Raw genomic sequence first — 12,507 nt, 5'->3', positions numbered from 1 at the left:
TGGTTCACGCGTGTCAGCGGGTGGCGGTCGGCGCGGCGGCGGGCGTCGCGCCGGTGGTGGCGGTGTCCGTGGCGGTGGCCGTCGCCGTCGGCTGGAGACAGGACAGGGTGCCTCCGTCGTCGGGCGTCGCGGTCGGCGTCGCGGTCGGGGTCGGGCTGGGGCTGGGGGTCGGCGCGGAGCCGGGGAGCGACGGCGGGACGGCCGATCCCGCCCGGCCGCCTCCGGACGCGACCGGCAGCCCCCAGTCTGCGGCAGGGGAAGGGTACCCCTCGCGTCCCAGATTCGACAGGCTCGCCCCGGGCGACGGCGGGCAGGCGGTGCGGGAGGCGCCCTCGCCCGCGTCCACCGGCAGGGTGGTGTCGCGGATGCCGCAGCCGCTGACCAGCGCGGCGAGGGCCACGGCCAGGACCGCGGCGGCGATCCGCGCGGGGAAGGTGGTGCTGCTGTGCTTCACGCTGTGGTGCCCTTCGAACTGCTGTCGGTGCCCGGCGCGCCGCCGCCCGTGCCGCCGCCGCTGCCCGTGCTGCCGCTGTCCGTGCCCGGTGCCGCGCCCGGCGCGGGCGCGGGGCCGGTGCGCCGGGGTCCGCCGTCCGCCGCCAGCGGGTGGCCGGGCTCGACGGCCGAGGTCATCGGCAGCCGCAGGGTGAAGCAGGCCCCGCCCTCGGCGGAGTTGGCGGCGGTGATGGTGCCGCCGTGGATGCGGGCGTTCTCCGAGGCGATGGACAGGCCCAGGCCGCTGCCCTCGGAGCGGCGGCGGGCGGCGTCCGCCTTGAAGAAGCGGTCGAAGACGTGCGGCAGGACGTCCTCGGGGATGCCCGGGCCGCTGTCGGTGACGGTCACCACCAGCTCGTCCCGCTCGACCCGGACCCGGACCCGGACCGGCGAGCCGCCGTGCTTGAGCGCGTTGCCGATGAGGTTGGCCAGCACCACGTCCACCCGGCGCGGGTCCACCCGGGCGACGATGCCGCGCGGCGCGTCCAGCTCGACCGCGTCCAGCCAGGCGCGGGTGTCGATGCAGGAGGTGATCAGGTCGGAGACGTCGACGTCGTCGAGGACGACCTTGGCCGTGCCGGCGTCGAAGCGGGTGACCTCCATCAGGTTCTCGACCAGGTCGGTGAGCCTGCGGGTCTCGTTGACGACCAGCCGCACCGCCGGGGCGATCATCGGGTCGAGGGTGTCCGCCTCGTCCTCCAGGATGTCGGTGACGGCGGTCATGGCGGTCAGCGGGGTGCGCAGCTCGTGCGACATGTCGGCGACGAACCGGCGGCTGGCGTGCTCGCGCGCGCTGAGCTCCTCGACCTGGGCCTGGAGCGACTCCGCGGTCTGGTTGAAGGTCTGCGACAGGTCGGCCAGCTCGGCCGCGCCGCTGATCTCCAGCCGGGTGTCCAGGCGTCCGGCGCCCAGCTGCCGGGCGGCCTCGCCCAGCCGGGCCACCGGGCGCAGCACCGTGGACGCGGCCAGCTGGGCCAGCAGCGCCGAGCCGACCAGGGCGAGCAGGGTGGCGATGCTGAGCGACCAGGCCAGCGAGTCCAGGTCGCTGCGCTCGTCGTCCAGGGACTTGAACATGTACGCCGTGGGGCCGACCGGCTGCACCTGCACCCCGCCGATCAGGTAGGGCGTGCCGTCCAGCGTGGTCCGCTGCCAGAACAGGTGGTACTGGCCGGGCCCGGTGGCGCAGTGCGCGCAGGGCTGCCCGACCGAGGTGACCAGCGTCGCGGGCACCATGGACATGGTGATGCCCCGGGCCGAGGTCGCCACGCAGCCGCTCTGCACCAGCACCACGTCGTACTGCAGGCCGGTGTCGGCCATCAGTGTCGCGGCCTGGTGCAGCTCGTCGCAGCTGGGCTGGAGCGGCAGGGCGGTGACGGTCCGGTCCAGGGCGCTGCGGAAGTCGCTGAGCGCGGCGTCCTGGGTGCGCTTGAGCACGGCGTCGCGGTTGAGCCAGTACGAGATGCCGGACACCGACACCGCGGCGGCCAGCGCCACCAGCGCGAAGACGACGATGAGCCGTATCCGCAGCGAGGTGGTCTGCAGGCGGCGCAGCAGCCCCAGCCCGGGCCTGGGCCGGGTGGCCTTCGAACGGTCTGTCACGTCGCCTTCGCAGGGTGGGGAGTGGTCGCGGTCGCCGCAGAGCCTACTGGGGCGGGTCCAGCCGGTAGCCCACGCCGCGGACGGTGCGGATCAGCGTGGGCGCGGAGGGGACGTCCTCGACCTTGGCCCGCAGCCGCTGGACGCAGGCGTCCACCAGCCGGGAGTCGCCCAGGTAGTCGTGCTCCCAGACCAGCCGCAGCAGCTGCTGCCGGGAGAGGGCCTGGCCGGGGCGGTTGCTGAGCTCCAGCAGCAGCCGCAGCTCGGTGGGGGTCAGCTGGAGGTCCTGTCCGGCCTTGGTGACGGTCATGGCGCTGCGGTCGATCACCACGTCGCCGTAGGTGAGCGAGTCGGTGCTCTCGCGCTCGCCGCGCCGCAGCACCGCCCGGATCCGGGCGTCCAGCACCCGCGGCTGCACGGGCTTGACGACGTAGTCGTCCGCGCCCGACTCCAGGCCGACGACCACGTCGATGTCGTCGCTGCGGGCGGTCAGCAGGATGATCGGCAGCTGGTCGGTGCGGCGGATGCGGCGGCAGACCTCGAAGCCGTCGATGCCGGGCAGCATGACGTCCAGGACGATCAGGTCGGGGCGCTTCTCCTTGAACAGTTTCAGGCCGTCCTCGCCCGAGGCGGCGGCCGATACCTGGTGGCCCTGCCTGGTGAGGGCCAGTTCAAGACCGGTCCGGATGGCGTCGTCGTCCTCGATGAGCAGCAGATGTGACACGCCCGCCATTCTGGACCATCGGGCTGCCGGTGATCGACCCTGTCCGATTCTTCGCATCCGTGTTCGCCCGGTGGGGGCACGGCGCGGAGGTCACTGCCGACCGGAGCTCTGTGACAGTGCTGTGACAGTCGGCGGACACCGCCATGACGCGAGCCAGGCAGGCTTCTGGTTGTCGGAGTCGGGGGACCCCGGCAACACCAGCACCAAAACCACCAGGGAGCGCATCATGAACGCAGTCACCGAGGGCCGGAGCGTCACGGCACTTCGAACCGCGCGACCTGGACGCCCGCCGCAGCACCGCCACGGAGCGCACGGCGCGCACAGCACCACCTCCATGAACACCATGACGCTGTCGCTGCGGGGTGTGGTTCTCGGAACCACGGTCCGCGAGCTCCCGACGGGCAAGGGGACGCCCAAGGGGTTCGCGGGCACGGCGGCAGGGGGAGCAGTGCCGTACAGGGCGGCGCGCAGGGGGAGACCCCGGCCGCCGCCGGTGCCCGCAGCGGCACCAGCAACGACGAGGAGTTCTCGGCGTACGTCCGGGAGCGCCGCGCCGCCCTGTACGCCACCGCGTATCACCTCACCGGTGACCGCTACGCCGCCGAGGACCTGCTGCAGAGCGCACTCTTCAGCACCTACCGGGCGTGGGACCGGATCACCGACAAGGCCGCGGTCGGCGGCTACATGCGCCGCACCATGACCAACCTGCACATCTCCGCGTGGCGCCGCCGCAAGGTCAACGAATACCCGACCGAGGAGATGCCGGAGACGGTCGGCGACACCGACGCCATGGGCGGCACCGAGCTGCGCGCCGTCCTGTGGCAGGCGCTGGCCAAGCTGCCGGAGAACCAGCGCACCATGCTGGTGCTGCGCTACTACGAGGGACGCACCGACCCGGAGATCGCGGATGTGCTGAACATCAGCGTCGGGACGGTCAAGAGCAGCATCTGGCGCGCCCTGCGCCGGCTGCGCGAGGACGAGACCCTGGCGTCGGCCGACGGCGACCTGGGTATGGCTTTCGGCGAGCTGGTCGCCTGAACGGGGGCGGTCGGCGCACGTCGCCGGAGGAGCACCACCGCGGGGTCCGCGTGGTCCGGGGGGATCACGGGGTCGCAGGCCCGGGGAGTTCCGGGGGACGGGGGAGCAGGGGGAGCCGCTGCCGGTCCGGGGGACGGTCCGGGGGGACCGCCGACCGGCGGCGGCAACGACAGGACGGGTGCGGCACCTCGGGGGAGGGAGCCGCACCCGTCCTGTTTCCGTACGCCGGGGGCAGTGCGCCGGGGCCGATGTGTCGCCGGGCCGGTGCGTCCTGGTGCCGGTGCGTGGCGGTGCCGGTGCGTGGTGGCGCCGGTGTGTCGTGGGGCGCGCGAACGGACACGCACTCGGGGGGAGGAGCGCGTGCCCGTTCTCAACGGGCGACCGGACCCAGGGGGGGTGGGTGAGGGCCGCCCGGCTCGCGGGGGTCTCCGGGGCCGCGGGGGCCTCAGATTCCCATCGGGTGCCAGACCGTCTTGGTCTCCAGGAAGGCCAGCAGGCGGTCGGTGCCCGGAGCGGCGGTCCAGTCCTCGCCGTCGGGGCCGGGGGCTGGACGCCGTACTCGTTTAAGGGTATCCGCTGCGAGCGTCTCCAGCGCCCGCGCCGAGCCGGGGCCTTCGGACGGATTTGCCCCGGACAGGTCCAGCGCGTTCACATCGCTGTGCGAGGCCAGCGTCGGGGCGATCGACTCGGTCTCGCCGGAGATCAGGTTGACCACGCCGCCGGGCAGGTCGGAGGTGGCCAGCACCTCGCCCAGGGACAGCCCGGGCAGCGGCGCGCCGGGCGCCAGGGCGACCACCGCGGTGTTGCCGGTGGCGATCACCGGGGCCAGCACGGACACCAGCCCGAGCAGCGAGAAGCCGGTGCCGGAGTGCGGCGCCAGCACCCCGACCACGCCGGTGGGCTCGGGCGTGGACAGGTTGAAGTAGGGGCCGGCCACCGGGTTGGCCGAGCCTGCGATCTGGGCGACCTTGTCGGTCCAGCCCGCGTACCAGACCCAGCGGTCGACGGCGGCGTCCACCAGCGCGGCGGCCTTCTTGGCGCCGACGCCCTCGGCGGCGGCCACCTCGTCGGCGAACTGCGCCCGGCGGCCCTGGAGCATCTCGGCGGCGCGGTAGAGGATCTGGCCCCGGTTGTAGGCGGTGGCCCCGGCCCAGCCGGCGGCGGCGCGGCGGGCGGCGGCGACGGCGTCACGGGTGTCCTTGCGGGTGCCCTTCGGCGCGTTGGCGATCCAGTCGCCGGTCCTGTGGTCGGTCACCTCGTACACCAGTCCGCTCTCGGAGCGGGGGAAGGCCCCGCCGACGAACAGCTTGTAGGTCTTGAAGACGGGGAGGCGGAGCAGGGGTTCAGACATCGAGGTACGCCTCCAGGCCGTGGCGGCCGCCCTCGCGGCCGTAGCCCGACTCCTTGTAGCCGCCGAAGGGCGAGGTCGGGTCGAACTTGTTGAAGGTGTTGGACCAGACGACGCCGGCCCGCAGCCGGGACGCCATCCACAGGATGCGCGAGCCCTTCTCGGTCCAGACGCCCGCCGACAGCCCGTACGGGGTGTTGTTGGCCTTGGCGACGGCCTCCTCCGGGGTGCGGAAGGTCAGCACCGACAGCACCGGGCCGAAGATCTCCTCCCGGGCGATCCGGTGGGTGGCGCTGACGCCGGTGAACACCGTCGGCGCGAACCAGTAGCCGGAGGACGGCAGCTCGCAGGCGGGGGACCAGCGCTCGGCGCCCTCGGCCTCGCCGGCCTCGGCCAGCTCGGTGATCCGGGCCAGCTGCGCGGCCGAGTTGATCGCGCCGACGTCGGTGTTCTTGTCCAGCGGATCGCCCACCCGCAGCGTCTCCATCCGGCGCTTGAGCGAGGCCATGACCTCGTCGTGCACCGACTCCTGGACCAGCAGCCGCGAGCCCGCGCAGCAGACCTGGCCCTGGTTGAAGAAGATGCCGTCGACGATGCCCTCGACCGCCTGGTCGATCGCCGCGTCGTCGAAGACGATGTTGGCGGCCTTGCCGCCCAGCTCCAGCGACAGCCGGGTGCGGCTGCCGGCCAGGGTGCGGGCGATGGAGCGGCCGACCTCGGTGGAGCCGGTGAAGGCCACCTTGTCCACACCCGGGTGGCCGGTCAGCGCCGCGCCGGTGCGGCCGTCGCCGGTGACGATGTTGACCACGCCGCGCGGCAGGCCCGCCTGGCGGCAGATCTCCGCGAAGCGCAGGGCGGTCAGCGGGGTGGTCTCGGCGGGCTTGAGCACCACGGTGTTGCCGGTGGCCAGCGCCGGGGCGACCTTCCAGGCCAGCATCAGCAGCGGGAAGTTCCACGGGATGACCTGCGCGGCCACCCCGAGCGGGCGCGGCACGCCGCCGCCGGAACCGAGGCCGGCGTACTCCAGCTTGTCGGCCCAGCCGGCGTAGTAGAAGAAGTGCGCGGCGACCAGCGGCAGGTCGACGTCACGGGTCTCGCGGATCGGCTTGCCGTTGTCGATCGACTCCAGCACGGCCAGCTCGCGGCTGCGCTCCTGGATGATCCGGGCGATCCGGAAGAGGTACTTGCCGCGCTCGGCCCCGGGCAGGGCGGACCAGCCGGGGAAGGCGTCGCGGGCGGCCTTGACCGCGCGGTCGACGTCCTTGGCGGTGCCCTGGGCGAACTCGGCCAGCGGCAGCCCGGTGGAGGGGTCGAGGGTGGTGAGCGACTCGCGGCCGGTGCTCTCGATGAACTCGCCGCCGATGAAGTGGCCGTACGCCGAGGCGATCTCGCCCGCCGCCGAGCGGGACTCGGGGGCGGGGGCGTACTCGAACAGCTTGCGGCTGGTCGGCGCGGCGGCGGGGGCGGCGGCCGGGGTCGCTTCGGCGGGGGCGGCTGCTTCGGCGGCGGGGGCGGCCGGGGCCGCGGCCGTCTTCTTCCTGGCCTTCGCGGGGGTCGTGCTGGAATGTGCCACGGCTCAGTCCACCGTCACGTAGTCGGGGCCGGAGTACCGGCCGGTGGTCAGCTTCTGGCGCTGCATCAGCAGGTCGTTCAGCAGGCTGGAGGCGCCGAACCGGAACCAGTCGGGGGAGAGCCAGTCGTCGCCGAGCGTCTCGTTCACCGCGACCAGGTACTTCAGGGCGTCCTTGCTGGTGCGGATGCCGCCGGCGGGCTTCACGCCGATCTGGACGCCGGTCGCCGCGCGGAAGTCGCGGACCGCCTCCATCAGCACCAGCGTCACCGGCAGGGTGGCGTTGACGGCGACCTTGCCGGTGGAGGTCTTGATGAAGTCGGCGCCGGCGGCCATGGCCAGCCAGGAGGCGCGGCGGACGTTGTCGTACGTCTGCAGCTCGCCGGTCTCGAAGATCACCTTGAGGTGCGCGGCGCTGCCGTCCGGGCGGACGCAGGCGGCCTTGACTGCCTGGATCATCTCGAAGACCTCCAGGTAGCGGCCGGAGAGGAAGGCCCCCCGGTCGATCACCATGTCGATCTCGTCCGCGCCCGCGGCGACCGCCTCGGCGGTGTCGGCGAGCTTCACCGGCAGCCCGGCGCGGCCGGACGGGAAGGCGGTGGCGACGGCGGCGACCTGGACGCCGCTGCCGGCCACCGCCGCGCGGGCGATGCCCGCCATGTCGGGGTAGACGCAGACGGCGGCGGCGCTGGGGGCGGTGGGGTCGCTCGGATCGGGACGCAGGGCCTTGGCGCAGAGCGACCGCACCTTGCCGGGGGTGTCCGCACCCTCCAGCGTGGTCAGGTCGATCATGGAGATGGCGAGGTCGATGGCGTACGCCTTGGCAGTGGTCTTGATCGACCGGGTGCCGAGCGCGGCGGCGCGGGCCTGCAGGCCGACGGCGTCGACGCCGGGGAGCCCGTGCAGGAAGCGCCGCAGGGCGGCGTCCGAAGCGGTGACCCCGGCCAGGCGGGCGGGGCCGCCGTCGGCGGTGCCGGCGGCGGGGGGCGCCGGTGGCGGCGCGGCTGGGGGAGAGAGGGGCATGCTCACCAGCTGAGCATATCTACACGCGTAGCATTTCGTCTCCGCCCTGGCGGTCTGAATTTACCGCCCCGGCGTCCGGGCCCACGGCGGTGGGTGGTACGTCCCTTTATGTGGCGGTCGATGCCATACCGAAACCTGGCCGGGAGCGAGCATCGGGGTCGGTTGGTGCAGAATCGGGAACCATGAGCGACGCCCAGCAGCAGAACCGGCCTGGCCAGGAGCCGTCCGGCGAGCAGACCCCCGCCCAGGAGACCCCTGCGGAGCCGTCCGCCGCCGAGGCCGCCCCGCGCAAGGCCGCCCCGGCCGCGTCCCCCGCCTCCGGCAGCGGGACGGGCGCCGGGAGCAGCGCCCCGGCCTACGGGGACCTGGTCTTCCGCTCGACGCCGAGCGTCCTCGCCGGTGGTCTGATCATCGTGCTGGTGTTGTGGCTGGCCATCGACGCCATCGTCGACGGCCGCCACCGCGCGCCGCTGGAGGGCGTGGCGGCCATCCTCTTCCTGGTGCCGCTGATCGGCGCCTACACCATCTGGCCGTGCGTGCGCGCCAACGCCGACCGGCTGGTGGTGCGCAACCCGCTGCGGACCATCACCGTGGCCTGGACCGATGTGGAGTCGCTGCAGTCGGCGCTCTCGGTGGAGCTGCGCACCGGCGGCCGCAAGTACCAGGTGTGGGCGATCCCGGTCTCGCTGCGGCAGCGCAAGCGTGGCAACCGCCGGGCGATGAGGCAGCTCGGCGACAGCACGCCGCAGACGTCCTCCCGGCGCGGGCGCTTCGGCGGCGGCCAGGACCACCCGGTGGGCGGCCCCGGCCTGCGCTCGCGCGGCCTGAGCGGCGGCCCCACCGCCGACCCGACCCGCGCCTGGGCCGACGGCGTGGTGGACCAGCTGAACGAGATCCGCGAGCTGGCCGGGGAGCCGACGAACGGCGCCGCCCAGGTGCGCTGGACCTGGTGGATCATCGCCCCGGCCGTGGTCGGCGGCATCGCCCTGGTCACGCTGCTCGCCGGCTGACGCGACGCCGGGGCGGGTCGGGCGTCCGGACCGGACGTCCGGGCCGGGGCTCAGCCCGTCCGGGCCGGGGTCACTCCAGGTGCGGGGTGGTGGCGTAGCAGTCCAGCTGCAGCCGCCCCTCCCCGCTGCGGGACCAGCGGGTGACCGAGGTGTTGCCGACCGCGCCGGTTCCGGCCACCTCGATCAGCTCGGCCTCGTCCAGGCCGTCGATGATGTGCCGCAGCATGAGCACCACCGCATCGTGCGCCACCAGCAGTACCCGCCGGTCGGGCTCCTCCTCGTAGAGGTCGCGCAGCAGGCTGCGCAGCCGCAGGGCCACGTCCGCGCAGGACTCGCCGCCGGGCGGACGCCAGCGCAGCTCGCCGAGCAGGCGGCGGCGGGCGGCCTCGCCGGGGTGGTGCAGTTCGATCGCGGCCGAGGTCAGCATCTCCAGGACGCCGAGTTCGCGGTCGCGCAGCCGCTCGTCGGTGCGGACGTCGGGCAGCGGCAGCCCGGCGTCATCGAAGGCGGCGAGCACCGCCTCGGCGGTCTCCTGGGCGCGTAGGTAAGGGGACACCCACAGGCTCTGCGGCACCGGGCCGCCGCCGCGGGAGGCGATCCACCGGCCCAGCGCCTCGGCCTGGCTGCGGCCGAGCGCGGTCAGCCGCAGGTCGGCGTCGCGGCAGCCGATGCCGACGTCCAGCGCCCCGACCGCCTCGGCGGCCTCGAAGGCGGCGTTCGCGGTGGACTGGCCGTGCCGGACGACGGTGAGCGAGAGCGGGAGCGTCGCCGCGCGGGTGGCGTGGCCGCCCTGCGCACTGCTCTGGGTGCTGCGGTGGTTGGTCAGTTCCACGGGAGGCCCCCCTGTGGGCTCGGTCGGCCCGGAGCGGGTGCGCGCGGGCCGCCGTCCCAGTGTGCGGGAGCCGGAGGTCCGAGCGGGGGCGCAAAGGTGGCGCGTTGGGTGGTGAAGGGAGTGACCGCAGGGGCGTGCGCGAGTCCCCGGACGCCGGTCGGCCCGGGTGCGGCCCCGCCGCGGCCGCAGCCTGCAGCGGCGCGGGCCGTCGTTCCGGCCCCGGGCGTGTCGCGGCCGGGGGACGGCGACGGCCCGGCGGCGGGGTCCGCCGGGCCGGGCCGTCGGGCCGGGGGCGCTGGTCAGCTGGGGCGCTGCAGCCGGGCGGTGAACTTGTACCGGTCGCCGCGGTAGACCGAGCGCACCCACTCCACCGGCTCGCCCGCGTCGTCGAAGGAGTGCCGGGAGAGCAGCAGCATCGGCAGGCCGACGTCGGTGCCCAGCTGCCCGGCCTCGGCCGGGGTGGCCAGCGAGGTCTCGATGGTCTCCTCGGCCTCGGCGACGTGCACCCCGTACACCTCGCTCAGCGCGGAGTACAGCGAGTTGTACTTCACCAGGTTCCGCCGCAGCGCGGGGAAGCGCTTGGCGGAGAGGTGCGCCGCCTCGATGGCCATCGGGTCGCCGTTGGCCAGCCGCAGTCGCTCCACCCGGAGCACCCGTCCGCCCGGGCGGATGTCCAGCAGCCCGGCCAGCCGCTCGTCGGCGGTGACGTAGCCGACCTCCAGCAGCCGGGAGGCGGGCTCCAGCCCCTGGGCGCGCATGTCCTCGGTGTACGAGGTGAGCTGGAGCGCCTGCGACACCTTGGGCTTGGCCACGAAGGTGCCCTTGCCCTGGATGCGCTCCAACCGGCCTTCGACCACCAGCTCCTGAAGCGCCTGCCGTACCGTCGTCCGCGAGGTCTCGAACTCCAGGGCCAGGGTCCGCTCGGGCGGTACCGGGGTTCCTGGCGCCTGGGTCTGCGTGATCTGCAGCAGGTGTTTCTTGAGCCGGTAGTACTTGGGGACGCGCGCGCTGATCGCGCCCTCCATGGACGGCTCCACGCCGGGGCCCCCTTCGGTCGTCATTGCCGCTCCTGCTTCCTGTCCCGTGGTCGGCGCCGCTGCACCGTCGTCCTGCGGCACATGGTGGCATGTCTTCCTCTGTGAAGCATGCGTGCGCCGGTGCTGTCAGGGCCCCTGCCGTCGGCGGAACGAACGAAAACGGCAGCCCCGGTGTGGACGAATCCTTTGATTGGTCCAGGCCAAGCGCATCCCATGGTCTAGGGGTTGACAGGGCGTCTTGGCAAGCCCCCATTTTCGGAGCCCTCGACCGGTCCAGGTCAGAGGGTGTACCACCGGATCACACGTTGACGCTTGCCGGGTGTCGGCTTGATAACAGCTGCTTCCCATTCATCTGCAACCCGTTGACACTCGCATTGGTCTAGGCCAAGCTCCAGGCACTGGTCTACACCACATCAACCAAAACGCTCCCTGACTCATCCCCGGGTCGCGGCACCCTCAACCTGCTCATCGCGGGGGCCGCTCACCGGATTGCATGGGGGGATCCGGGCATCCCAGGAGGATGGCGTGAACCGTCGTCTCATCGCAGCAATCGGCACCGCCGCGCTGCTGTTCAGTGTCGCCGCGTGTAGCAGCTCGTCCAAGAGCACCGCCACCAGTGGCAGCAGCTCCACCTCTGCCAGCGGCAAGACCCTCACGGTCTGGCTGATGACCGGCGACAACCCGGCCGGCTGGGTCAGCAGCGTCACGGCGGACTTCAAGGCCGCCAACCCGGGCGTGAAGCTGAACATCCAGATCCAGCAGTGGACCAACATCGTGCAGAAGGTCACCGCGGCCCTCTCGCAGAACAACCCGCCGGACGTCATCGACATCGGCAACACGCAGACCCCCTACTACGCGGCGGCCGGCGGCCTGATGGACATCACCGCCCTCAAGTCCGCGCTGGGCGGCGACGGCTGGACCGCCTCGATGAACGGCTCGGCCGTCTACAACGGCAAGCAGTACGCCGCGCCGTGGTACGCCGGCGGCCGTGCGGTCATGTACAACAAGAAGCTGTGGGCTGCGGCCGGTCTGACCTCGACCCCCACCACCATGGCCGAGTACATCTCCGACCTGAACAAGCTGAAGACCACCTCGGGCGTCCAGTCCGCGCTGTACCTGCCCGGGCAGTACTGGTACTTCTTCGACGGTCTGCTGCAGCAGGCGGGCGCCAACATCGCCACCCAGTCCGGCGGCACCTGGACCGGCACGCTCAGCTCCCCGGCGGCGCTGGCCGCGGCCCAGCAGTTCAAGACGCTGCAGGCGTACGGCACGGCCCCCAAGGACCAGACCGAGACCAACCAGGACAGCTTCTTCGAGAAGGGCAACGTGGCGACCATGATCGCCATGGGCTACGAGCAGGCCACCATCGCCGCCGCCGCCCCCTCGCTGGCCAACGAGATCGGCTGGTTCCCGATCCCCAGCGACACCGCCGGCACCCCCGGCAAGACCTTCCTCGGCGGCTCCAACCTTGCCATCTCCGCCAAGAGCCAGAACGCCACGCTGGCCCAGAGCTTCCTCAAGATCGCCCTGGACCAGAAGAACGAGTCCATGTTCGCCAAGGACTCCGGCTTCCTCCCCAACACCTCCGCCGACTACTCCGCGCTGGCCGGCAACGCCTACGCCGAGGCGTACGAGCAGGCCGCGCCCGAGGCCGGCTACACCCCGCTCGTCCCGACCTGGGCCAACGTGGAGAACGCGCCCAACCCGATCACCACGCTCTTCCTGACCCCCGTGCTGGAGGGCAAGAGCCCGGCGTCCTCCGCTGCCGCTGCCGACGCCCAGATCGCCACCCGTCTGAACCAGCAGCAGTAGTAGCAACCGCCTGTGTGCCGCCCGC

10 protein-coding genes and 1 pseudogene are annotated in these 12,507 nt (G+C 73.0%); 3 read left to right on the top strand and 8 right to left on the bottom strand.

Translation table 11 applies throughout. The features are described from left to right. Positions 1–13 precede the first annotated feature (13 nt). The 3 genes from GXW83_RS29500 to GXW83_RS29490 are packed head-to-tail and all read right to left on the bottom strand — an operon-like array spanning position 14 to position 2,812. Entirely contained in the window at positions 14–454 is a 441-nt protein-coding gene (locus tag GXW83_RS29500) for a hypothetical protein (RefSeq protein ID WP_182446084.1), read from the bottom strand. Beyond that, positions 451–2,091, bottom strand: a complete 1,641-nt coding sequence (locus tag GXW83_RS29495; RefSeq protein WP_225447319.1) for a HAMP domain-containing sensor histidine kinase — start codon at positions 2,089–2,091, stop codon at positions 451–453. The genes GXW83_RS29500 and GXW83_RS29495 overlap by 4 nt, the downstream gene beginning before the upstream one ends. Positions 2,092–2,134: 43 nt before the next feature. Then, the gene (locus tag GXW83_RS29490; protein WP_182446083.1) at positions 2,135–2,812 is read right to left on the bottom strand and encodes a response regulator transcription factor; all 678 of its coding nucleotides are present in this window, start codon (positions 2,810–2,812) and stop codon (positions 2,135–2,137) included. A 522-nt stretch (positions 2,813–3,334) separates the two neighbouring features. On the opposite strand from GXW83_RS29490, the pseudogene GXW83_RS29485 reads away from it, so the two are divergent. Continuing rightward, positions 3,335–3,850, top strand: a pseudogene (locus tag GXW83_RS29485) (SigE family RNA polymerase sigma factor); the annotation flags it as partial. A 445-nt stretch (positions 3,851–4,295) separates the two neighbouring features. Here the strand turns inward: GXW83_RS29485 and GXW83_RS29480 are convergent. The 3 genes from GXW83_RS29480 to deoC all read right to left on the bottom strand — a co-directional run bounded on the left by GXW83_RS29480 (position 4,296) and on the right by deoC (position 7,791). Beyond that, positions 4,296–5,201: an aldehyde dehydrogenase family protein gene (locus GXW83_RS29480; protein ID WP_182446082.1), complete on the bottom strand. Its 906-nt coding sequence runs from the start codon at positions 5,199–5,201 to the stop codon at positions 4,296–4,298. Beyond that, the gene (locus tag GXW83_RS29475) at positions 5,194–6,633 is read right to left on the bottom strand and encodes an aldehyde dehydrogenase family protein (protein WP_182447639.1); all 1,440 of its coding nucleotides are present in this window, start codon (positions 6,631–6,633) and stop codon (positions 5,194–5,196) included. Before GXW83_RS29475 ends, GXW83_RS29480 begins: the two co-directional genes overlap by 8 nt. 141 nt (positions 6,634–6,774) lie before the next feature. Then, positions 6,775–7,791, bottom strand: a complete 1,017-nt coding sequence (deoC, locus tag GXW83_RS29470; RefSeq protein ID WP_182447638.1) for a deoxyribose-phosphate aldolase — start codon at positions 7,789–7,791, stop codon at positions 6,775–6,777. A 182-nt stretch (positions 7,792–7,973) separates the two neighbouring features. Between deoC and GXW83_RS29465 the strand changes: the two genes are divergently transcribed. After that, entirely contained in the window at positions 7,974–8,801 is an 828-nt protein-coding gene (locus GXW83_RS29465) for a PH domain-containing protein (RefSeq protein ID WP_182446081.1), read from the top strand. A 70-nt stretch (positions 8,802–8,871) separates the two neighbouring features. Here GXW83_RS29465 and GXW83_RS29460 read toward each other — a convergent pair whose 3' ends face one another. Both GXW83_RS29460 and GXW83_RS29455 read right to left on the bottom strand, forming a co-directional pair. Next, positions 8,872–9,633: a histidine phosphatase family protein gene (locus GXW83_RS29460; RefSeq protein ID WP_225447318.1), complete on the bottom strand. Its 762-nt coding sequence runs from the start codon at positions 9,631–9,633 to the stop codon at positions 8,872–8,874. Between the two features lie 299 nt (positions 9,634–9,932). Continuing rightward, on the bottom strand, positions 9,933–10,694 hold the full coding sequence (locus tag GXW83_RS29455; RefSeq protein WP_182446080.1) for a GntR family transcriptional regulator: 762 nt from the start codon (positions 10,692–10,694) through the stop codon (positions 9,933–9,935). A 501-nt stretch (positions 10,695–11,195) separates the two neighbouring features. On the opposite strand from GXW83_RS29455, the gene GXW83_RS29450 reads away from it, so the two are divergent. Further along, entirely contained in the window at positions 11,196–12,482 is a 1,287-nt protein-coding gene (locus tag GXW83_RS29450) for an extracellular solute-binding protein (protein WP_182446079.1), read from the top strand. Positions 12,483–12,507: the final 25 nt, after the last annotated feature.

The organism is Streptacidiphilus sp. PB12-B1b, from assembly GCF_014084125.1.
Lineage (GTDB): Bacteria > Actinomycetota > Actinomycetes > Streptomycetales > Streptomycetaceae > Streptacidiphilus.
The sequence above is the reverse complement of the archived record's forward strand: the minus strand, read 5'-3'. Positions and strand labels throughout refer to the sequence as shown.